This window comes from Saccharothrix sp. ST-888 (assembly GCF_000955975.1).
GTDB lineage: Bacteria > Actinomycetota > Actinomycetes > Streptomycetales > Streptomycetaceae > Kitasatospora.
The window spans coordinates 1-21369 of sequence record NZ_JYJF01000065.1; the positions used below are offsets into that span (position 1 = coordinate 1).

At 73.0% G+C, this 21369-nt stretch carries 18 protein-coding genes and 2 tRNA genes; 10 read left to right on the forward strand and 10 right to left on the reverse strand.

Features of this window, described 5'->3' with window-relative positions; translation table 11 throughout:
* Positions 1-54 precede the first annotated feature (54 nt).
* From UK12_RS20375 to UK12_RS20400, 6 genes are all read left to right on the forward strand, one after another.
* Positions 55-127, forward strand: a tRNA-Gly gene (locus tag UK12_RS20375).
* A gap of 30 nt (positions 128-157) precedes the next feature.
* Positions 158-233 (forward strand) — tRNA-Gly (locus UK12_RS20380).
* Between the two features lie 167 nt (positions 234-400).
* Complete coding sequence (locus UK12_RS20385) at positions 401-1390, forward strand: ABC transporter ATP-binding protein (RefSeq protein ID WP_045304496.1); 990 nt, start codon at positions 401-403, stop codon at positions 1388-1390.
* A complete protein-coding gene (locus UK12_RS20390; RefSeq protein ID WP_045304497.1) occupies positions 1387-2223 on the forward strand; it encodes an ABC transporter permease in 837 nt (278 codons plus the stop codon). The genes UK12_RS20385 and UK12_RS20390 overlap by 4 nt, the downstream gene beginning before the upstream one ends.
* Positions 2224-2321: 98 nt before the next feature.
* The gene (locus UK12_RS20395; RefSeq protein ID WP_197085024.1) at positions 2322-3581 is read left to right on the forward strand and encodes a sensor histidine kinase; all 1260 of its coding nucleotides are present in this window, start codon (positions 2322-2324) and stop codon (positions 3579-3581) included.
* Complete coding sequence (locus tag UK12_RS20400; protein WP_045304499.1) at positions 3578-4192, forward strand: response regulator transcription factor; 615 nt, start codon at positions 3578-3580, stop codon at positions 4190-4192. The genes UK12_RS20395 and UK12_RS20400 overlap by 4 nt, the downstream gene beginning before the upstream one ends.
* Before the next feature lie 225 nt (positions 4193-4417).
* Here the strand turns inward: UK12_RS20400 and UK12_RS20405 are convergent, their stop codons facing one another.
* The 4 genes from UK12_RS20405 to purD form a co-directional block, all read right to left on the reverse strand.
* Positions 4418-5287, reverse strand: coding sequence for a phosphoribosylaminoimidazolesuccinocarboxamide synthase (locus UK12_RS20405; protein ID WP_197085029.1), 870 nt, complete (start codon positions 5285-5287; stop codon positions 4418-4420).
* A gap of 199 nt (positions 5288-5486) precedes the next feature.
* Positions 5487-7025 carry a N,N-dimethylformamidase beta subunit family domain-containing protein gene (locus tag UK12_RS20410; RefSeq protein ID WP_045304501.1) on the reverse strand — a complete coding sequence of 513 codons (1539 nt, stop codon included), beginning with the start codon at positions 7023-7025 and terminating at the stop codon, positions 5487-5489.
* A gap of 181 nt (positions 7026-7206) precedes the next feature.
* Positions 7207-8778 (reverse strand): membrane protein, encoded by a 1572-nt coding sequence (locus UK12_RS20415; RefSeq protein ID WP_045304502.1) that lies wholly within the window; start codon positions 8776-8778, stop codon positions 7207-7209.
* A gap of 637 nt (positions 8779-9415) precedes the next feature.
* Positions 9416-10663, reverse strand: a complete 1248-nt coding sequence (purD, locus tag UK12_RS20420) for a phosphoribosylamine--glycine ligase (protein ID WP_045304503.1) — start codon at positions 10661-10663, stop codon at positions 9416-9418.
* A 462-nt stretch (positions 10664-11125) separates the two neighbouring features.
* Here purD and UK12_RS20425 point away from each other — a divergent pair, with 462 nt between their 5' ends.
* Positions 11126-11911, forward strand: coding sequence for an SLATT domain-containing protein (locus tag UK12_RS20425; RefSeq protein ID WP_045304504.1), 786 nt, complete (start codon positions 11126-11128; stop codon positions 11909-11911).
* 93 nt (positions 11912-12004) lie between these two features.
* On the opposite strand, the gene UK12_RS20430 is transcribed toward UK12_RS20425, so the two are convergent.
* The 3 genes from UK12_RS20430 to UK12_RS20440 all read right to left on the reverse strand — a co-directional run bounded on the left by UK12_RS20430 (position 12005) and on the right by UK12_RS20440 (position 14605).
* Positions 12005-12652 (reverse strand): hypothetical protein, encoded by a 648-nt coding sequence (locus tag UK12_RS20430; RefSeq protein ID WP_045304505.1) that lies wholly within the window; start codon positions 12650-12652, stop codon positions 12005-12007.
* A 44-nt stretch (positions 12653-12696) separates the two neighbouring features.
* Positions 12697-13632, reverse strand: coding sequence for a GntR family transcriptional regulator (locus UK12_RS20435; RefSeq protein WP_063838294.1), 936 nt, complete (start codon positions 13630-13632; stop codon positions 12697-12699).
* Between the two features lie 160 nt (positions 13633-13792).
* Positions 13793-14605 carry a carbon-nitrogen family hydrolase gene (locus tag UK12_RS20440; protein WP_231591304.1) on the reverse strand — a complete coding sequence of 271 codons (813 nt, stop codon included), beginning with the start codon at positions 14603-14605 and terminating at the stop codon, positions 13793-13795.
* Between the two features lie 170 nt (positions 14606-14775).
* On the opposite strand from UK12_RS20440, the gene UK12_RS20445 reads away from it, so the two are divergent.
* The gene (locus UK12_RS20445) at positions 14776-15597 is read left to right on the forward strand and encodes a maleylpyruvate isomerase family mycothiol-dependent enzyme (protein ID WP_045304507.1); all 822 of its coding nucleotides are present in this window, start codon (positions 14776-14778) and stop codon (positions 15595-15597) included.
* Between the two features lie 184 nt (positions 15598-15781).
* Positions 15782-16003 carry a BRO family protein gene (locus UK12_RS20450; RefSeq protein WP_045304508.1) on the forward strand — a complete coding sequence of 74 codons (222 nt, stop codon included), beginning with the start codon at positions 15782-15784 and terminating at the stop codon, positions 16001-16003.
* 14 nt (positions 16004-16017) lie between these two features.
* Here the strand turns inward: UK12_RS20450 and UK12_RS20455 are convergent, their stop codons facing one another.
* The 3 genes from UK12_RS20455 to UK12_RS20465 form a co-directional block, all read right to left on the reverse strand.
* Positions 16018-17265, reverse strand: coding sequence for an MFS transporter (locus UK12_RS20455; RefSeq protein WP_045304509.1), 1248 nt, complete (start codon positions 17263-17265; stop codon positions 16018-16020).
* Between the two features lie 201 nt (positions 17266-17466).
* On the reverse strand, positions 17467-18498 hold the full coding sequence (locus UK12_RS20460; RefSeq protein WP_052682023.1) for a M64 family metallopeptidase: 1032 nt from the start codon (positions 18496-18498) through the stop codon (positions 17467-17469).
* A gap of 496 nt (positions 18499-18994) precedes the next feature.
* Positions 18995-20236, reverse strand: coding sequence for a benzoate/H(+) symporter BenE family transporter (locus UK12_RS20465; protein WP_082119784.1), 1242 nt, complete (start codon positions 20234-20236; stop codon positions 18995-18997).
* A 205-nt stretch (positions 20237-20441) separates the two neighbouring features.
* Between UK12_RS20465 and UK12_RS36755 the strand changes: the two genes are divergently transcribed.
* Positions 20442-21335, forward strand: a complete 894-nt coding sequence (locus UK12_RS36755) for a hypothetical protein (RefSeq protein WP_052682024.1) — start codon at positions 20442-20444, stop codon at positions 21333-21335.
* Positions 21336-21369 lie beyond the last annotated feature (34 nt).

Genomic DNA, 21369 nt, shown 5'->3' on the forward strand with positions numbered 1-21369 from the left:
CGGGAGACCGGGACGGCGGCCGGTGCGAGTAGGTGGAAACACCTGAAGCACCGTGCGGACGTGGCTCAGTTGGTAGAGCATCACCTTGCCAAGGTGAGGGTCGCGAGTTCGAATCTCGTCGTCCGCTCGCAGTAAGCGCAGTACAATTGAAGATCATGCGGACGTGGCTCAGTTGGTAGAGCATCACCTTGCCAAGGTGAGGGTCGCGAGTTCGAATCTCGTCGTCCGCTCCAGTTGTGAAGGCCCCCCTCCTCCGAGGGGGGCCTTCGCCGTTTCCGGCGCCTGTTTCTCCACCATTCCCTCACCCATGACATTTGTCATCGCCGACCCGTGGATCCGCACCGGGCTCCGATGACGGCACGCACTGCCCGCGCCTCCCCGCCGACGGGAGGCTTGAGGCATGAAGCACAGCAGCTCCCCCACCCCGCCCGCCGTCGAGGTCCGCGGCCTCCAGCGCCGCTACGGGCCCGCCGGATCCGCCGGCTTCGACGCCGTCCGCGGTCTCGACCTCACCGTCCGCCGGGGCGAGCTGTTCGCCCTGCTCGGCACCAACGGAGCGGGCAAGACCTCCACCATGGAGCTGATCGAAGGGATGGCCGCCCCGACCGCGGGAACCGTCCGGGTGCTCGGCCACGACCCGCACAGGGAGCGGGCGGCGGTCCGGCCCCGGATCGGGATCATGCTGCAGGAGGGCGGCTTCCCCTCCGACCTCACCGTTGCCGAGACCGGCCGCACCTGGGCCGGACTGACCAGCGACGCCCGCCCGGTGGACGAGGCCCTCGACCTGGTCGGCCTGCTGGACCGGCGCAGCGTCCGGGTCAAGCAGCTCTCCGGCGGCGAACGGCGCCGGCTCGACCTGGCGATGGCCCTGCTCGGCCGCCCCGAGGTGCTCTTCCTCGACGAGCCGTCGACCGGCCTCGACCCGGAGGCCCGCGCCGCCGTCTGGCGGCTGGTCCGCGAGCTGCGCGGCCAGGGCACCACGGTGCTGCTGACCACGCACTATCTGGAGGAGGCGGAGGAGCTCGCCGACCGGCTCGCCATCATGCACCGGGGCCGGGTGGTCACCGGGGGCACCGTCGCCGAGGTGATCGCCGACCGCCCCTCCCGGATCAGCTTCGAACTGCCCGAGCGCCAGGGCCGGTACGAGCACCTCGCCCTGCCGCCGCTGGACGCCGAGGTCAGCTCCGAGGGCCGCCGGATCACCCTGCGCACCCCGCGGCTCCAGGCCACCCTCACCGAACTGCTCGGCTGGGCCGCGCACCACGAGCTCGCCCTCGGCGGGCTGGACGCCCGCAGCGCTTCGCTCGAGGAGGCCTTCCTCGCCATCGCCGCCGAAGCCGGCTCCGACACCGAGACCACCGCCCCTGCCCTGATCGGATCCGCCCGATGACCACCGCGACCGCCACCGCCACCGTGACCGCCACCGCCGCGTCCTCGCCGCTCGGCCGCCTGCTCGCCCTCGGACGCGCCGAGACCACGCTGCTGATGCGCAACCGCACCGCGCTGTTCATGGCCCTCGCCATGCCGCTGATGATGATCGGCGCGGTGCGCAGCATGCTCAAGCAGGTGGCCCAGCACAGCCAGGGCCTCGACCAGCACGCCGCCATGGTCAACGGGGTGACCGGGCTGATCCTGATGTTCGTCGTCTACTACAACCTCACCGCCGCGTACGTCGCACGGCGCGGTGAGCTGGTGCTCAAGCGGCTGCGCACCGGCGAGGCGACCGACCTGGAGATCCTCGGCGGGACAGCGGTGCCCTCGGTGGTGCTCGCGCTGCTGCAGTGCGCCGTGCTGGGCGTGGCCGCGGCCGCGGTCCTGGACCTCCCGGCCCCGGTGAACCCGCTGCTGCTGATGGCCGGGCTCGGCTTCGCCGTGGTGCTGCTGGTCGCCCTCGCCGCGCTCTCCAGCGCCTTCACCAAGTCCGTCGAGAGCGCCGGGATCACCACCCTGCCGGTGACCCTGATCGCCCAGTTCGGCTCCGGGCTGCTGATCCCGCTCGAAGTGATGCCGGATCAGCTCGCCGCCTTCTGCCGCGCCCTGCCCACCACCCCGGCCTTCCAGCTGCTGCGGCTCGGCTGGTTCGGCACCGACGGCTCCGCCGCCGCCACCGACTTCGCCGGCACCTGGGCCGAGGCCGCCCCGCATCTCGGCCTGGCCGTCGCCTGGACCGCCGCCGCCTGCTGGGCCGCCCGGCGCTGGTTCCGCTGGGAGCCCCGCCGCTGAGACCTGCTCACTTCGCCGAGGCCCCGGTTCGGTTCGCCCACCCCCGACTGATAGGAAGACGGCACAACCATGGAACCGGGGGACGGGGAAGAAACGACGTGGATCTGACCAGACCGGTCCGCCGCTGGCGGGCCCTCGGGAAACCACAGCGAACCGAGCTCTACATGCGCTGGTCGGTGTATTTCGCCACACTGACCTCACCCCTGGTGGCGCTGAACTCCGTCCAAGGCACCGCGGATCACCCGCTCTCCACCGAGCTCATCGTGGTCATGATCTCGGCCTCCGTGATCGGCAGCGTGCTGTGCGGCGGCACGTTCCGCGCCGGACTGAACCACCGCCTCGGACGCCGGCCAGCACCCGTCGCCTGGCTGGTCGCCAACGGACTCCTGCTGGCCACCGCCGTCCCGGCCCTGCTCCTGCTGGCGCCGGTCCCCGCAGCCGGCAAACTGCCCGTCACCACTACCGAGATCAGCTACCTGACGACGTTCTGCTGCCTCTCGATCATCACGGCGATGCCGCTCCGCGCCGGCATCCTGACCTGTACGGCAGTGCTCCTGCTGCTTGTTCCGGCAGGGATGCTGGCCGGGACCTCCCTCGCCGTGAGCATCGGGCTGACGGTGGCCATCACCCTGTGGTCCGCCGTCCTCGGCGCCGCCTGGCGCAGCTCGGTCTGGATCGTCTCGGTGGTCTGGGAGCTGGACGCCGCGCGGGAGACCCAGGCGCAGCTGGCGGTGGCCGAGGAGCGGCTGCGCTTCTCCCGCGACCTGCACGACGTGATGGGCCGCAACCTGACCACCATCGCGCTGAAGAGCGAGCTCGCCGTCCAACTGGCCCGCCGGGGCCGCCCGGAGGCCGCCGAGCAGATGGCGGAGGTGCAGCGGATCGCCCAGGAGTCCCAGCGCGAGGTCCGCGAGGTCGTCCGCGGCTACCGGGCCGCCGATCTGCAGGCCGAACTGACCGGCGCGCGTTCGGTGCTGCGCGCCGCCCAGGTCGAGTGCACCACCGAGCTCGCCGAGGGAACCACCGCGATGCCGCCGGCCGTCCAGTCGGTGCTCGGCTGGGTGATCCGCGAGGCCACCACCAATGTGCTGCGGCACAGCGACGCCAGGTACTGCTCGATCCGGCTGCGACTGGCCGACGGCCGGGCCGTGCTGGAGATCGAGAACGACGGCGTGCCCACGATTCCCAAGCCCAGTACGGGCAGCGGCACCGGGCTGGCCGGACTCCGCGAAAGACTGGTCGTCCTCGGTGGCGAACTCACCTGCGGTCGGCCCGGATCCGGCCGCCACCGGCTGACCGCCGGCCTGCCCCTGACCGCCGGTTCGCCCGACACCGCACTGGAGGCCTCCACCCCATGACCGAGCCCGTACGTGTCCTGCTCGCCGACGACGAGCACCTGATCCGTGGCGCCCTGGCCGCCCTGCTGGCCCTGGAGGACGACATCGTCGTGGTCGCCCAGGCCGCCTCCGGGCCCGAAGCGCTGGCGATGGCCGAGGCACACCGGCCGGACGTGGCCGTCCTCGACCTGCAGATGCCCGGCCTGGACGGCATCGAGGTCGCCGCCGAGCTGCGCCGGCTGCTGCCGGAGTGCCGGACCATGATCGTCACCGGCCACGGACGTCCCGGCTACCTCAAGCGGGCGCTGGAGGTCGGGGTGCGCGGCTTCCTGCCCAAGACCGTCTCGGCGGAGGAGCTGGCCCGCATCATCCGCACGGTCCTGGCCGGCGGACGCTTCGTCGACCCCGAGCTGGCCGCCGACGCGATCAGCGCCGGGGACAGCCCGCTCACTCCCCGGGAGACCGACGTCCTGGAACTGGCCGTCGACGGCACCTCGGTCGCCGAGATCGCCGTCCGGGCCTCGCTCTCCCCCGGCACCGTCCGCAACTACCTCTCCTCGGCCGCCACCAAGCTGGGGGCCGAGAACCGCCACGCAGCCGTCCGGGTGGCCCGCGAACACGGCTGGATCTGACGGCCCGGGAACCGGCCCGGTCGGACCGGCCATCAGGGGCGCGGGGAACTGCGTGAGACGGAGGATACGGCGCCGTACCGACTTCCGGTGGTCCAGTTGCACCGCCCCACTGGGGTGCCGGGGTGCAACTGGCCCACCGGGAGCGGCAATCCGCAGCCACCTTCCGTCTCGCGCGGTTCCCCGCGCCCCTGACGGCTGCTCAGCGCCCCCGGGAGGGGGCGGTGCTCAGGCCCAGGTGAGGCCGGTCAGGCGCTCGTACGCCTCGACGTACTTGGCCCGGACGCGCTCGACGATCTCGGCGGGGAGGGCGGGCGGCGGCAGTTCGCTGGTGCGGTCCCAGCCCGACTCCGGCGAGGTGAGCCAGTTGCGGATGATCTGCTTGTCGAAGGAGGGCTGGGCGTGGCCCGGCTCCCACTCGTCGGCGGGCCAGAAGCGGGAGGAGTCGGAGGTGAGCACCTCGTCGCCGATCACCAGTTCGCCGTCCAGCAGGCCGAACTCGAACTTGGTGTCGGCCAGGATGATCCCGCGGTCGCGGGCGATGTCCCGGGCCAGCGAGTAGACGGCCAGCGTGGTCTGCCGCAGGGTGGCGGCCAGCTCGGTGCCGATCCGGCGGGCGGTCTCCTCGTAGGGGACGTTCTCGTCGTGCTCGCCGACCTCGGCCTTGAGAGCCGGGGTGTAGATCGGGGCGGGCAGCTCGGAGCCGTCCTCCAGGCCCTCGGGCAGGACGATGCCGCAGACCGTACGGTCCGCCCGGTACTCCAGCAGGCCGGAGCCGGCCAGGTAGCCGCGGGCCACGCACTCCACCGGGATCATGTCCAGGCTGCGGCAGACCAGCGTGCGGCCCTTCCAGTCGGCGGGGGCGCCGGCCGGCACCTCGGTCGAGATCACGTGGTTGGGCACGATCTCGGCGATCCGGTCGAACCACCACAGCGAGAGCTGGGTGAGGATCCGGCCCTTGTCGGGGATCTCGTTGGGCAGCACCCAGTCGAAGGCGGAGGTCCGGTCGCTGGCCACCATCACCAGGTCGCCGTTCTCGGCTCGGTAGAGATCGCGCACCTTGCCGGTGTGCAGGTGGACCAGGCCGGGTACCTGCACCGGCTCGGGCTTGGTGACAAATCCGCTCAAGGTCGTCTCAGTCCTCAGGGTGGTTCGCGCGCCGCTGCGGCTAGGAAGGGGAGGTCACTGGCCCCGAGTCTGTCACGAAGCCCTTCCCCACTCCGTTCCACGCGCGTAGCGCCCCACCCCTTACGCAGCCCGGCCGGACCGGGCCTCACCGCGCTGTCCGACCCGGGTCTCAGCCCTCCTTGCAGAGGTGGTCCAGCAGGTTGGCGGTGGCCCGCTGGATGCGCTCGTCGGTGTGGCCGGGGCGGTCGAGCGCCGGTGACCAGGCGAACGTCCCGGCCGCGAAGACGTACGCACCGCTGGGCGCCCGGTAGAGCGAGGTCTCCTGGTAGCGGGGCTTGCCCAGGGCGTCGCGGTACGGGGAGTGGGCGAGCAGGATCCGCTCGGTGTTCTCCGGCAGGGCGACCCGCGGGAAGTAGCAGTCCGCCTCGCCGGCGACCAGCCCGGGGAGCTGCTCGCCCTCCCGCAGACCGGTGCCCTCCCAGAGCCAGTGCGAGGTGTTCCTGGCCACCAGCGGCACGGGCGTCGGCACGCTCCCGGTGTACTGGATGCCGAGCAGGTGCTGCTCCGGCTCGCCCGCGTCCCGCCAGAGCCCGCTCTGGCTGCCGGACACACCGGCCGCCGGGTGCCCGGCCGGGACGCGCTGGCGCTTGCGGCAGTTGAGCAGCCGGTTCGGCTCCCCGGACGGACCGGCCGTCAGCTCGACCCGCCAGTACATGGTGTTGGCCGAGAGGAAGACCAGCGAAGTCCCGCCGTCCCTGGCCCGCTCCACCGTCCGCCGCATCGGCTCGGACCAGTACTCGTCGTGGCCGGGGAAGATCAGCGCCTTGTGCCGGGCCGGGTCGACCAGACCGGCGTGCAGGTCGGAGGCGGTGGCGTAGGCGAGGTCGTAGCCGTACCGCTCCGCCCAGCGGATGAAGTCGTAGGCGTGGCCGACGTGCAGCGGCAGCCCGGCACCGGCGTGCGGCCGGTCGAAGGAGACCGTGACGGCTGCCTCCCCCTCGCCCAGCAGCCGCCCCTCGTCGTCCCAGGCGTGGTAGAGACTGGCGCCGCGCTGCCCGTCCTCGGGAAAGAGGTTGTACGCCTGCCAGGTCACGTCGGGCAGCACCAGCAGCAGCTCGCACGGGTGGGTCGGCTCCGCGAAGTCCCGGACCGTGAAGGGGATGTGACTGCGGTGCAGGTTGTCCACCGTGGTGAGCACCGCGACGTACGCGCCCGGTCTCCAGTGCTGCGGGATGTGCAGCCGCCAGGACTGCCACCAGTGGTGGCAGGAGACGGTGCGGCTGACCACCAGCGGCGCGGCCTGGGCCACTCCGGCGATCAGCGGGCTCGACGTCGTGTGGTGGGCGCCGTCGCCCCCGTAGTGGCCGATCCGGTAGACGTCCACGCTGAACTCGCGCGGCGGGTTCACGGTGACCCGGAAGTCCACCGAGCCGCCGGGGCGGATCACGCCCGCCGAGGCGAAGCCCTTGATCTGCTGGTTCACGTCGTCCGCGTTGGCCGGGGTGCCGATCGGCGGCCTGGGCCGCGGCGTCGCCAGTGGCTGCTGACCGGGGGCGTCCACGCTGACGTACCAGGGGACGGCCCCCTCCACCCCGGCCAGGTACTGGTCCGGACTTCGCAGCCAGGGCAGCGGTCCTTGCCCGAAGGGGTCCGAGACGCCGTGTGCCAGCGTCCCCGACTCCCAGCGGCGGTTGAGTTCCGTCCCCACGCGCCCCTCCCACAGTTACCGGGCCCAGCCCGGCGCTCCCCCGCCCGGTGGCATGTGCCACATGTATGTGCGTGCTGTCGTCCAGCACACCACAAAGTGCTGGCGCTGCGTCACCCCACGGTAGCAACAAGTGTTGTTGAAACCCGGTGAACTGCCGCGGCCTCGTGCAACCCGCCCGGATTCAGAGGCGTACGGGGCGCTCGAGACGGACGCCCGCGCCCTCCAGCCAGGCGCGCAACGGTGCGTCCCTGCCCTGCTCCACCGCCAGCGCCACCGCGCCCGCCGGATCGGCCCCGCGCTTGCCGTCCAGCCGCAGTACGGGACCGTCCAGCCAGTCCAGGCCCGGCGTACCGGTACCGGTGTCCACGGCCGCGCAGCAGACCAGCGCGGTCGCGTGCTCGACCAGCAGGTCGCGTCCGCTGCGCTCGGGCTGCAAGGGGGGCGCACTCCGGCCGCTGCGCGCCAACTGGGTGGCGAGCGCGGCGGACAGCGGCTCGCCGGCACCGTCCGCGAGCCGGGCCAGCAGAGCGCCCAGCACCGGGCCCGCACCGCCGCTGCGCCCGACACCGCTGCCCTGCGCCCCGTCCACCCGGCCGGAACCGCCCGCGCGGGCCCGCCCGGCGCCCTCCAGCGCGGCCTGCAGGGCGGCTGCCTGGGTGCGCCAGCCCGGATCCACCACCTGCGCCGGGTAGTCCGCCCAGTCGAGGTCCTGCCAGCCGGCGGCGGGGGCACCGAAGAAGAGCTCGGCGGCGAGCAGCGAGACGGCCGTGTCCACCTGGCCCGGCTCCTCCAGCAGGTCGCAGGCGGGACGGTCACCGAGCCGCGTCTCGTACCCGTCGGCGAGCCGGTCCCGGCGGGAGAGCTCGGTCAGGGCGGAGACCACTCCCGCGTTCAGGTGGGTGGGCAGCCGGCCGAGCCGCCAGGCGGGCAGCGCGACCCGGTTGAGCAGCCGGTCCCAGCCCGCGTAGGCCAGGCCGACCTGCTCCTGGGCCGCGATCCGCAGGCCGTAGTCGACCGATTTGGCGTGCTCGGAGGCCCAGGCGGCGACCGAGCGCTCCAGCTCGGCCGAGTGGTCGCGGCAGGCGGCGAGCAGCCGGCGGGTGATCCCGTCCACCAGGGCGGCCGGGCCGCGGCGGGCGCCCGAGGAGGAGTCCAGTGCGGCGTCCAGGCTGCGGACGAAGCGGCGGGCGGCGGCGATCTCCGGATCGGCGGCGGCCGCCGTACCCGCCACCACGGGGGCGAGCAGGGCCCGCAGCTCCCCGGCCCGCATCCACCACAGGAAGGGCGAACCGATCACCAGCACCGGCGCGGGCACCTCGGTCCGACGTAGGGCGAACAGGCCACCGCGTGGGTGGGCGTCCTCCAGCCAGCTGTCGCAGTCGGGGGTGAGCGCGATACCGGACGGGGCGGGCACCTCCAGGCGCTCCGCCAGCTCGCCGATCAGCCGGTACAGCTCCGGGGCGGACGCCTCCGTCACCGGCACCGCAGGGGTGCTCGGCGGGACGGCCCTGGCGTGGGCCCGGGCCACCAGAGCGGCGACCAGCAGGACCACCACCGCGACCGCCCCGACCACCCACCGGGCGGCGTCCCACGCCGCGGCGTCAGCCGAGCCCGGTGCGCCGATCCGCCCGGTGAACCGGCCGGCCAGCAGCACCACGGCGAGGGCGGCGGGCAGCGCGGCGACGGCCGCACCGCGCCCTCGCACCCGCAGCAGAGCCTGGGCATGTGCGCGGGCAGCTTCCACAGCGGCCATTCGACGCGGCACCCCCTTCGGAGCCCGAGGTCGGTGATCGCCCACCCCACGGAGGAGGTACGCAACGGTCCGGACACCCGAGCCGACTCGAAATGATCAGTTCAGACCGGGCGGCGACCTGCGCCGACACCGGTTGTGCATCCTGCATGGCACTGCTGACAGTTTTGACGCCAGCGTGCGGGCGAGTGTTCCGGATCGGCCCGCTTTCCACCCGTCCTGGTGACGGTGCACGCCTTCAGCATCCCCCTGACCGCCCCGGACGCCACCCGGCATCGCGCACGACGGCCCGGACCGGGCCACCGCGATCCGGCACGGTCCAGCGCACCATAAGGCCCGTGTACCGACTGCGTCAGCCGGATGGCGAGTACGTCACCCGAAGGACTGGAATCCGGGCCTCGCCCGGCGTGGCGCACGGCCTCCGCCCGGCGCCGGGGCACTGCTCCACGGCGATACCCCCGGCCGGGGGCGGGGACGGACGGAGACCACAAGGGCGCGGGGAGCCGCGCGAGACGGAAGGGCCCGGGTGCACGCGGGCACCCTTCGTCTCGCGCGGCTCCCCGCGCCCTCTCCCGCCCTCCGGGAGGGCGGGGGTGTACTCCGTGGCCGCACCCGGGGCCGCGGCCCCGGAACAACCGGTCTACTGCTGGGCGGCCTTCAGGGCGATGTCGGTGCGGTGGTGCGCGCCCTTGAGGGTGATCCGCCCGACGCCCTGGTAGGCCCGGGTGCGGGCCTCGGCGAGGTCCCTGCCGGTCGCGGTGACCGAGAGGACCCGGCCGCCGGCGCTGAGCACCCGGCCGTCCTCGTCCGCCCGGGTGCCCGCGTGCAGCACGTGCACCGAGCCGTCGGCCTCCGCCTCGGCCAGGCCCTCGATCGGGTCGCCGGTGCGCGGCGCGGCCGGGTAGCCCTCGGAGGCGATCACCACGGTGACCGCGGCGCCCTCGTCCCAGCGCAGCGGCTCCAGCTCGGCCAGGGTGCCCTGGGCGGCGGCCAGCAGCACGCCCGCCAGCGGGGTCCGCAGCCGGGCCAGCACCACCTGGGTCTCCGGGTCGCCGAAGCGCGCGTTGAACTCGATCACCCGGGTGCCGCGCGAGGTGAGCGCGAGACCGGCGTAGAGCAGGCCGGAGAACGGGGTGCCCCGGTGGCGCAGCTCGTCCACGGTGGGCTGCAGCACGGTCCGCAGCACCTCCTCGACCAGGCCCTCGGGGGCCCAGGGGAGCGGCGAGTAGGCGCCCATGCCGCCGGTGTTCGGGCCCTCGTCGCCGTCCAGGGCGCGCTTGAAGTCCTGGGCGGGCACCAGCGGGAGGACGGTGGTGCCGTCGGTGATCGCGAACAGCGAGACCTCGGGGCCGTCCAGGTACTCCTCGATGACGACCTGCCCGCAGGACGCGGCGTGGGCCAGTGCGGCGGCGCGGTCGGAGGTGACCACGACACCCTTTCCGGCGGCCAGGCCGTCGTCCTTGACCACGTACGGGGCGCCGAAGGCGTCCAGTGCCTTGGCGGCCTCCTCGGCGGTGGTGCAGACGTAGGAGCGGGCGGTGGGGACACCGGCGCCGGCCATCACGTCCTTGGCGAAGGCCTTGGAGCCCTCCAGCCGGGCCGCCTCGGCGGAAGGGCCGAAGACCGGGAAGGAGGCCGCGCGCAGCGGCTCGGCGACGCCCGCCACCAGCGGGGCCTCCGGGCCGATCACGACCAGGTCGGCGGCCAGCCGCCGGGCCAGCGCGGTGACCTCCGCGCCGTCCAGCTGGTCGACCGGGTGGACCGTCGCCACCTGCGCGATCCCGGCGTTGCCCGGGGCGCAGTGCAGCTCGGTGACGGCGGGATCTTGGGACAGGGAGCGGCACAGGGCGTGTTCGCGGGCGCCGCCGCCGATGACGAGGACCTTCACGCCCGCCAGGGTAGTCGGTGGCTCGTTCGACGCACGCGCCGGTCCCGTCGGAAGCTCCAATAGCGGGGGATTTCTGCGCTGTCCATTTGGACGAATCTCCAAGGCCGGAGGGGTTTCCGACGGCTCCGCCCCCCGAGTCAGGTCGAAGAGTCGCAGATCGCTCGCTCGGAAGGGTGAAATCTCACCACCCGACGAAACCCTCCCACCTCGGCATACCGAGGTGAAATCCGATAACGATCACCCCCGAACCGGCCCCACGCTCAGCCATTTGGCGGTAAGAGTTTGTCTCGGAGAACCACCGGCACAGGTCGGTGCACGGCACCATTGGGCGGCCCACACCCGCGCACGGCGCCGAATCCAGTCCGATGAAGCGTCACAGGATCGGGCGTCAGACCGACGTCCCGTCAGTCCCGGTAGCCCGCCGGGGCGTCAGCAGTCCGCCCGCCACAGGGAGCCCCACAGGTGAGCCAGCCGGAAATGCAGCCAGAGGAGAGCCCCTGGGGCAAGGAAGTCGGCGAGGAGGACCAACCCGCCATGCCCTCCCCGGAGCGCCCGCCCACCCGCCGCCGCGCAGATCTGAGCGCCCGCCAGTTCCCGCTCGGGGACTGGGGCGAGCCCGCCGAGCGGCTGGAGGAGCTCTACCGCTGGTCCGAGGAGCGGGCCGTCGAGGCGATCGAGTGGTACCACCGCGACCGGATCTGGAAGCGCCGCTGGGCCCGGCTGCTGCGGTTCGGCGCGGCCGGCTTCGCCGTCACCGGGGTGAGCGCCCCGCTGGTCGCGCTCACCGGCCTCGCCGAGCAGGCGGCGAACTGGGGGTACGTCGGCCTGGTGTTCGCCGCGGCGAGCCTGGGCGCGGACCGGGTCTTCGGGCTGACGTCCGGCTGGATGCGCGACGTCAGCACCGCACAGGCGCTGCAACGGCGGCTGGAGGCCTTCCAGTTCGACTGGGCCTCGGAGTGCGTGCGCGAGGTGCTCGGCCCCACCGAGGGCACCGCGGGGGAGGCGGCCGAGCGCTGCCTCGGGGTGCTGCGGCGGTTCTGCGAGGACATCTCGGACATGATCCGCAGCGAGACCTCCGAGTGGATGCTGGAGTTCCGGGCCACCATGACCCAGCTGCCCACCCAGGCCGCCGGGCCCTGGGGCGGCCGCAGCGAGGGCGGCTCGGGCGCCCAGGTCCGCGTTCTGCCCTCCCCCGGCACCCGGCCCACCATGCCCCGCCAGCGGCCCCCGGAGGGGCCCCTGCGCTGACCACCGACCCGACGGCTCCGGTCGGAGCCGTCCTTCGGTGCGCGCGCTCGCCCGCGCCGCCGACCGGCCCGCCCCTGCCCCGGAGGGCGGCCGTCAGGCGAAGACGATCATCGAGCCCTGGGTGACGCTCCGGGTGGCCGCCGCGTAGAGGCCGGCCCAGGCGTGCCGTTCCCTGGCGTAGGGGTGCAGGTCGTCCAGCGGCGGGCCGAACGGCTGCTCGAGGCCGGTCGGGCCGAGCGGGCGGGTCGGCGCCGGAGGGTTGTACACGTCGATGCCCAGCACCGGTGCCACCGCCTGGAGTTCCCGCAGCAGCCCGTGCGAGGAGCCGAGCGGGCCGCCGGACTCCAGCAGGTTCTCGGCCACCACCGGCAGCAGGAAGTCGATCGGGACGTACGCCCCGGCGTGGTCGAAGTGCCAGACCAGGTGCGACTGTTCGGCCGTGCTCTCGAACATCTCCAGCAGCTGCTCGTAGTCGCCGCCGAGCTCGTCCACCGGCGTGATCTCGAAGCCGGTCAGACCCAACAGGTAGGCGCGGCGCAGGAAGTGGAGCGAGTTGTAGTCGAACGCGGCCACCGGTTCGACGTCGCCGGTTATCCCGGCCACGTGCTCGTACACCGGCACCTCGGGCAGGCCCTGGGCGGTGAGCGCGAGGTTGTAGCGCCGGAGGTCGTCCCGGAACGGGTTCTCCGGGCTGTGGGTCAGCTTGTCCACGAGCGGGACCAGCCACAGGTCGCAAGCCATCGGCCGGCTCTTCCTCTCCGCAGGGCGGGCAACGACGGCCCACCCTATCGGCCCGGTGCGGGCTCCTCGTTCCCCGGTCGGAACGCGCGCACCGGCCGCCCGAACCTCCCCCAGGCTCCGGCCGGCGGTGCCCCCTCCGGCGGCACGAAGCGCGGCAGCGGCACCAGCCCGAGACCGACCTCCGCCACCTCGCGCGCCTCGGCGACCTCGCGCGCCTCGGGGGGAGCCTCGACGGACAGGTGCTCGCGGAGCAGCGGCAGGACGCTGACCGACTCCAGCGGCTGCCCGGTCAGCGAGGCCAGCAGTTCGACGGTGAACAGGTTGTACTCGTTGACCAGCCGGTGCGTTCCGGCCAGGTCGCGGGCCTCGATCCGGTCCACCAGTGCGATGTGCCCGGCCCAGCAGACGCCGCTGAGGTTGTCCGCCGCGCGCAGGTGGGGCGCCGCGAACATCCAGGACTGCACCCGCAGCCAGTCCAGGTAGTCGCCGATCCGGCGGTTGCCGACCAGCAGGCCGACCTCCTGCCAGAACCGCCGGTCGCAGCCGACCAGGACGTCCAGCTGGCCGGCCTGGGAGGCGCGGGCGGCGGCCTCGGCCCGACGGCGCAGCGAGGGCAGCCGGGTCCAGTCAGGTCCCGGCGCGCCGCCGCGACCGGCGGCGAGCTGGCGCAGCGAGCTGTCGGTGAGCAGCGTCCTGGCCTCGAAGATCTCCAGGAAGTCGGCCCAGGTGAACTCGGGAACCGTGAAGCCCCGGTGGTGCTCGGTGCGGAGCAGTCCCTGCGCCGCGAGGTCGACCAGCGCCTCCCTGGCCGGGGTCGCCGAGACCCCGTACTGCTCGGCGATCTCCTTGACGGTGAAGTTCCGGCCCGCCGCCAGGCGCCCGGCCATCATCTCCTCGCGCAGCGCGCCGGCGATCTGTTCGCGCAGGCTGTTGCGCTGGATGGCGGGGTGGCCGCGCTCGGAGTCGAAGGAGTTGGGCATTCCGGTCGCGACCCCCTCTTCCGGACTCGGCAAACGCGACGGTTGCTCATCTTCTCAAATGTGGCCGCCATGTGCGCAAGAGCCTTAACCCCGGCCATACCGGGACACCGGGCGGAGTTCGCCGGCGCCGGGTGTCCGACCTGCGCTCTCCGGTGTCCGGTCAGCGCTGCACCGGGGCCGGAATTCCGAGCAGGCGATCGCGGTGCACCGGGAACTCGGCCCGGGCCCTGGCGGTCTCCCCGGGGTCGAACTCCACCGTGAGCACCTCCTCGCCCGCACCCGCCTCGGCCAGCACCCGGCCCCACGGGTCGACCACGATGCTGTGGCCCGCCTGCTCGACCCCGCCGTGCGTCCCGGCCGTGTTGCAGGCCAGTACGTAGGCCTGTTCCTCGACCGCGCGGGCGCGCGCGAGCAGCGTCCAGTGCTCGCGCCGGCGCTCCGGCCAGGCGGCGGGGACCACCAGCAGTTCGGAGCCGGCGTCCAGCAGGGCCCGGAACAGTTCGGGGAAGCGCAGGTCGTAGCAGGTGGCCAGGCCGAGGGTGCCGAAGTCGGTGGTGGCGGTGACGATCTCCTGGCCCGCGCCCATCGCGACCGCCTCGCCGCTGTCGAAGCCGAAGCGGTGGATCTTGCGGTAGGTGTGCTGCAACTCACCGTCGGGGGCGAAGAAGAGCGAGGTGTTGTAGATCGGCCCGTCCGGGTCGCGCTCCACGATCGAACCCGCGTGCAGCCACACCCCGGCTGCCCTGGCCGCGGCCGACATCGCCTCGGCGGTCGGCCCGTCCAGCGGCTCGGCCCCGCCCGACCAGGCCTCGTACGCGAACCCCCCGAGCGGCCACAGCTCGGGCAGGACGACCAGATCGGCCCCCTCCTGCGCCCGGACCAGGGCTGCTGCCCTGGCCCGCCGCTCGGCGGGCGGCTCGGTGTCGGAGACCGCGAGTTGGATCAATGAAGCGCGCACACTACCACCGTCCATGGCACCCGTCCTACGATCGTCACCCGAAAGCGCTGCCCAGCTGTCATCCGGCAGCGTAACGTGCGGGTAGCGCGTCCGCCCGGAAGCCTGGACACCTCGTCCATCGGACCTCAGGTCCGCCCGGTCCGGACCGGCACAGCAAGGAACCTGACGGAGGGCCGGAGATACCCGTGACGGACAACCAGACCGTGCAGGCCTGCACCGACGCCTGGACGCAGTCCATCGAGTCGATATCCGAACTGCTGGCCCCCCTGCCGACGGACTCCTGGAACCGGGCCACCGAGTGCCCCGGCTGGTCCGTCCGCGACGTCGTCTCGCACATCATCGCGGTCGAGTCCGAACTGCTCGGCGACCCCCGGCCGATCCACTCGCTGCCGCGCGACCTGCTGCACGTCACCAGCGAGTTCGCCCGCTACGTCGAACTGCCGGTCGACAAGCGCCGCTGCCACACGCCGATCGAGCTGACCAGCGAGCTGGAGTACACCGTCATCCGCCGCTCGCGCGCGCTGCGCAACTCCCGGCAGGAGCCGGGCGACCCGGTCCGCTCGCCGGCCGGGCCGCTCGCCCGCGAGCTGCCGTACTGGGCGCTGCTGCGCGACCGGGCGGTGGACGTCTGGGTGCACGAGCAGGACCTGCGGCGCGCACTCGGTGTCCCCGGCAACCTGGGCTCCCCGGCCGCCCTGATCACCCGCGACGCCCTGCTGGAGGGCCTCCCGAAGGCCGTCGCGAAACTGGCCGGCGCGCCCGCCGGCACGGTCGTCTCCTTCGACGTGACCGGCGCGGTGGAGTTCCTGCGCACCGTCCGCGTGGACGCCGAGGGCCGCGGCACGGTCGACGAGCGGGTGAGCCTCGCCCCCGACGTCCAGTTCGCGATGGACTGGGAGACGTACGTCCGGCTCGCCTGCGGGCGCGGCCGCCCCGGCCCGGTCAAGGCCGAGGGCGACCAGGAGCTGGCCGCCCGGGTGCTGGCCAACTTCGCCCTGACGCCGTGACGCTCCGTGAGATTTTTGACCACTTGACGTACGCGGAGAAGCGTTACAGCTGAACAGAAGTGCGCCGGACGGCGTACGCGGATGGCGCACATCGTGCTCCCGTACGGCCGGCTGGTACCGGTACATCACCCGTTCGGCCTCGTTGTCCAGGGCAGCCCGTCACCGAGAGTGAAGGAGGGGCGTCATGGACGACGAAACCGGCATGGTGCTGGTCCGGTCCAGCTTCCCGGTCACCGGCCAGCCGATCAGGGTGGTCATGATCAACGACGAACCGTGGTTCGTCACGGCCGACGTGTGCGCCGTGCTCGGGCGAACCAACCCGAGCTGGGCCACCAGGATCATCGAGCCCAAGGACACGCGGACCGTCGATATGCGCTCGGTATGCCTCACTTCAAGTGAGGCATAAGGCGAAATCGCAGGTCAGAAACCCTTCGTCCGCCCCAGCTTCCCCTTCAGCCGCATGATCATCCCCGTCCCGACCGCCAGCGGCACGTACAGCCAGCAGAAGGCCCACCGGTACGTCTCGGCCGTGTGCCCGGCGGGTCCGGAGAGGGAGTCCAGCAGGAGGCCGATGCCGAAGAGGGTGATCATCGTGCCGATGAAGCCGCCCATGTTGGCGATGCCCGAGGCGGTGCCGAGGCGCTCGGGCGGATTGTGGGCGCGGGCGTAGTCGAGGCCGACCAGGGAGGCGGGGCCGTTGCTGCCCATGACGACGAGCAGCAGCACCAGCAGCCAGAGCGGCGGGTGGCCGCCCGGCCAGGCGAGCACCACGGCCCAGCAGGCCGCCGTGCTGCCGATGACGGTGAAGGTGACCGGGATCCGGATGCCGGGGCGGCGCGAGACGAGGCGCCCGAAGGCCAGCGCGAAGGCCATGTTGCTGAGGACCAGCAGGGTCAGCAGTCCGCCGGCCTCGCCCCGGCTCATGCCCTGGCCCTCGACCAGGTACGGCATTCCCCAGAGCAGGCCGAAGGCCGCGCCCGGGAAGGCGGTGGTGAAGTGCACCCACATGCCGAGCCGGGTGCCGGGCTCCCGCCAGGCCTGCCGGATCTGCTCGCGTACCGGCTGCCGCCGCCCGGCCACCGGTACGACGGCGACGCCGGCCGGGGCCTCCTTGAGCAGCAGCGCGACCGCCGCGAACGCCCCGACGCCGAGCAGCGCGATCAGGCCGAAGGTGAAGGTCCAGCCCTCGCTGCGCAGGGCCTGGGCGAGGACGACGGTGGTCACCAGGTTGCCGCCGGTGCCGACCAGTCCGGTGAGCTGGGCGACCAGCGGGTTCTTCGCCGCCGGGAACCAGCGCGCGGCGACCCGCAGCACGCTGATGAACGTCATCGCGTCACCGCAGCCGAACACCGCCCGGGAGGCCAGCGCGGGCCCGAAGGAGGAGCTGAAGGCGAAGGCGAGCTGGCCGCAGCTCAGCAGCAGCACGCCGAGCAGCAGCACCCGGCGCGGCCCGAACCGGTCGACCAGCAGGCCGACCGGTACCTGCATGGCCGCGTAGACCATGACCTGGAGGATGGCGAAGGTGGAGAGCGCCGAGGCGCCGATACCGAACCGGGCCGCCGCGTCCAGCCCGGCCACCCCCAGGCTGGTGCGGTGGATCACCGCGAGGACGTAGACGCAGACGCCGATCGACCAGGCGGTCCAGGCGGCTCGGCCACCGGGCGGCACGAGGTCATGGCCCGAGGAGGCGGACCCGGATTGCGGCGGACGTCGGGGACCAGGGACGGGGCGGGATCTGACGGGGTTATCGGAGTCCACGGGCACGGCGACCAGACTAGTCATCCCATCAGATGATCAATCTGGCAGGCCCTGGAGTAGGGACGCGAAGCAGCCTTGTCTCCCTAGGGCGGGCCCCAGGTCGGCCCCGCGTCAGCCCTTGAGCGTCCAGGTCACCGTCTTGGTCATGTGCTGACTGCGGAAGGTCTCGTCGCGCACCCAGTCGGTGGTGTCCCGAACGGTCGCGGTGACCTTCACGTCCTTGCCCGGACGGACCGGCAGCGTGGAGGTGTCCAGCCAGTTCGGGTCCGGGCCCTGGGGGGCGGTGAGAACGCCGTCCACCCGCCACTGCACCTGGAGCTGCCGGGTCCCCGCCAACGGCAGCGGACGGATGTGCAGTCGGGGCCGCCCGGCCACCGCACCGGCGGCGGGCTCCGGCGGGTCCATCGGCCCGATCCGGCGGTAGAGCTGTTCGAGGATCGCCTCCCGGGAGGGGAGGTTGTAGCTGCCGCCGAGGGTCCGCATGACCGAGTCGGCGGTCGGCCGGTAGATGCCGTTGGCGCTGCGGTACGTCCCGACGGGGCCGCCGCCCTCCGGGGACAGGGCGCCGAGCCAGCGCCACCACTTCACATGGGTGCGGGCCATGTCGTCGGCGTCCACGGTGGAGAGGTTGGGGTAGTCGGCGTCGTCGGGGGCGGTGTCGTACTCGTCGCCGAGGTCACCGACGGTGTGGCCGATCTCGTGCTGGATTATCCGTCCGGCGTCCGGGCTGCCGCCCGCGAGGGTGGTCACTCCGGTGCCGCCCGCGCCGCCGTACTCGCTGGAGTTGGCCAGGGCTATCAGGTACTGCGGTCCCTGGCCGTTGCCCGCGTACCGGGCGGTGGTGGGTTCGTCCGCGCAGAGCAGTCGGGCGGTGCCCTCGCACCAGAAGTGCATACCGAGCGGGGTGGCCGCTCTGCGGCTGTGGTTCTCCGTCTCGGCTATCCCCGCGACCGGGGAGACCACGTCGACCCGCCTTATGTTGAAGTAGCTCTGGTAGCTGCGGAACGGCTCTATCTCCATCAGCGCGCGCCAGGCCCGGTCGGCCTGCTCCTGGAACAGCTCCTGCTGGTCGGCGGTGTAGCCGTCGCCTATCAGCACCAGCGTGATCCGGTTGGCGGGCTCCCCGGTGCGGCGTATGTCCACCGTCGGCGCGGGCTCCGGCGTCCGCAGGTCCGGCCCGGCCGGGCGGTGCGGCGGTACGGCGCGGTCCGGGGACGGCGCCGGGGCGCCTATCGTCCCGAACGGTGGTGGGGATGCGATTTCCAGCGCGGTCGGCAGAGCTGCGACCGACAGCAGACTGAGCGCTGCTGCGCTCCGGACGATTCGGCCAGACCAACCGTTCGGCATACGGTGCGTCCTCCGGACTCCGGTCACCCGGCGGGAGCGCGGGTGGGGGGGCGCCAAGACGTACCCGGCCCGTCGGGCGGGCCAGACCTCGCGGGACCCGACTTCGCCGGACCGGATCACCCTGCCGGGGCATCCGGCGCAATCCGCAGGCGGATCTGCCGCACGGGCCTTAAACCCCCGGGAGCACGGCCACCCGAGCAGGTCGCGGTCCACCACGCCCCTGGAGATCTCGGCTCCGACCGCCTACGACCGCCTACGAGCGCCCGCAAACGACCGCAAACGCCTCCGGCCTTCAGCGGCGGCGCAGCAGCAGGTGGGTGCCGATGCCCAGCAGCAGGCCCCAGAAGGCCGGTCCGATGCCGAAGAGGGTCATCCCGGAGGAGGTGGCGAGGAAGGTCACCACGGCGCCGTCGCGGCCTGGCTCGTCGGCGAGGGCGCCGGCCAGGCTGCCCTGGAACGACGCCAGCAGGGCGACTCCGGCGATCACCGCGATCAGTGCCGGCGGCAGTCCGGTGAACAGGCTGACCAGTACTCCGCCGAAGCTGCCGACCAGCAGGTAGAGGGCACCGGCCGACATCCCGGCGATGTAGCGGCGGTCGGGGTCGGGGTGGCTCTCGGGGCTGGTGCAGATGGCGGCGGTGATGGCGGCCAGGTTGACCCCGGGCGAGCCGAACGGCGCCAGCAGGACGGAGAGTGCGCCGGTGGCGCCGATCAGCAGCCGGTCGTCGGGCCGGTAGCCGGAGGCACGCATGATGCCGAGTCCCGGCGCGTTCTGCGAGGCGAGGACGACGATGGTGAGCGGCAGTGCCAGGCCGACCGTGGCGGGCCAGGAGAAGGCGGGTGCGGTCAGGACCGGGCGGACCGGGCCGCCGCTCCCCAGGTGCAGCGGCAGTCCGACGGTGGTTGCCGCCAGGATCCCGCCCGCCAGCAGTGCCACCGGCACCGCGTACCGGGGTGCGTACCGCTTGGCCAGCAGGAAGGCCGCGAAGCTGCCGAGGACCAGGACGGGTGCCTGGTGCAGGGAGCCGAACACCCCGGCGCCGAACGAGAACAGGATTCCGGCCAGCATCGCGTTGACGATCCCGGGCGGCACGGCCTTGATCAGCCGCCCGAACAGTCCGGTCATCCCGAACACCGTGACCGCCACGCCGCTCACCAGGAACGCCCCGATCGCCTCGCGGTACGGGAACGCGCCCAGGCTGGTCACCAGCAGCGCCGCACCGGGCGTGGACCAGGCGGCGATCACCGGTGTCCTGGTCCACCAGCTCAGCAGCAGGCAGGTGAGCCCGCTGCCGATGGAGACCGCCCAGATCCAGGAGGCCGTGTGCGCCTGGTCCAGCTGTCCGGCGGCGGCCGCCGCCAGGACGACCACCAGCGGGCCCGAGAACGACACCACGATGCAGACCAGCCCGGCCAGCAGGGCGGGTATCGAGACGTCCCTGCGCAGCGAGCGCCGTTCGCCGGGCACCTCGGGCGCCTCGGTGTTCCGTTCCGCCCGCTGCTGCTGCTGCATTTCAACGCGATGCTCTGCCATTCGAGCAGTATTCTGGAAGACCCTTTGCGACACTCCGGAAATATCTTCACCACTGCTGCAGTCGTCCGTCGGCGGACGTGTCTGTGTGTGCGAAGGCACGGAGAGCGGGACCGGCGAGCCGCCGGGGGATGCAGCTACCGGCCGACTTCTTCCAACACGCAGTCCGCAACAGGTCCTTGGGGAACCCATCATGCGAGTATCCGCTGTGCCAGGTTTTGCGAAGAACGTCCTGTCCTCGTTCTCCACCCGCAGGTCCCTCGCCCTCGGCGTCGCCGCCCTCACCGTCGGCGCTGCCGTCCCCCTGCTTCCGGGTGCCTCCGCCGCCTGGGCGTGCGGCGACGACGGCGCCTCGACCGGCGCCGGGTCCGCAACTGCCCCTTCCCCGGTGGAGACCCACCACGGCAGCCCGGCCTCGGCCTTCATCCCGGTGGTTCCGGCCGCGCTGACCGCCGGGGGCGCGCCGGTCGAACTCGGCGTCGAGATGGCCAACTTCACCGGTGCCGACTACGCCAAGATCGCGCCGTCCTTCGCGCTCTACAACCCGAGGTCCAACTCCGACTCCGGCACCCCCGGGACCAACCTGCGGATCCAGGACCTGAAGGTAGCGGTCATGAAGGGCGGCCGGTGGCTGGACCTGCCGCTGCGCCACAGCTGCGACCCGACGATCGTCGCCGACACCTCCGCACTGGCCGACTCGTTGACGGACCAGCACGCCCACCGCTACCTGTTCCGGCTCTCGCTCGCCGCCGACACTCCCGCGCAGCAGACCGAGATCCAGGTCTTCAGCGGCTTCGGCCTCGACGGCAAGAGCAACTCGACCACGCTCAAGGTGCTCCGCGGGGCCGCCACCGGAACGGCCAACTCCCCCGCCCCCGCCGCCGGTTCCGCCGCCGACGCGGCGTCGGCCGTCCCGGCCGTGCTGACCTCGCCGGCGCCGAGCGGCGATCCGAAGCCCGACACCGTCCCGGTCGGCGACCGGCTCACGCAGAGCGGGCCCTCGGGCGGCAGCGCCCTGCCGGCCGGCTCGGCGGGCGCGTTCGCCCTGCTGGGCGGCGGCGCCGTGATGACCCTGCGGCGGCGCCGGTCCGCGCACCGCTGAGCCGCACCGGGGCCGCCGGGCACGCGCACAACGC

Coding starts and splice junctions, on each gene's coding strand:
- UK12_RS20385 (WP_045304496.1), top strand. CDS start 401: ATGAAGCACAGCAGCTCCCCCACCCCGCCCGCCGTCGAGGTCCGCGGC.
- UK12_RS20390 (WP_045304497.1), top strand. CDS start 1,387: ATGACCACCGCGACCGCCACCGCCACCGTGACCGCCACCGCCGCGTCC.
- UK12_RS20400 (WP_045304499.1), top strand. CDS start 3,578: ATGACCGAGCCCGTACGTGTCCTGCTCGCCGACGACGAGCACCTGATC.
- UK12_RS20415 (WP_045304502.1), bottom strand. CDS start 8,778: ATGGCCGCTGTGGAAGCTGCCCGCGCACATGCCCAGGCTCTGCTGCGG.
- UK12_RS20430 (WP_045304505.1), bottom strand. CDS start 12,652: ATGGCTTGCGACCTGTGGCTGGTCCCGCTCGTGGACAAGCTGACCCAC.
- UK12_RS20435 (WP_063838294.1), bottom strand. CDS start 13,632: ATGCCCAACTCCTTCGACTCCGAGCGCGGCCACCCCGCCATCCAGCGC.
- UK12_RS20440 (WP_231591304.1), bottom strand. CDS start 14,605: ATGGACGGTGGTAGTGTGCGCGCTTCATTGATCCAACTCGCGGTCTCC.
- UK12_RS20450 (WP_045304508.1), top strand. CDS start 15,782: ATGGACGACGAAACCGGCATGGTGCTGGTCCGGTCCAGCTTCCCGGTC.
- UK12_RS20465 (WP_082119784.1), bottom strand. CDS start 20,236: ATGGCAGAGCATCGCGTTGAAATGCAGCAGCAGCAGCGGGCGGAACGG.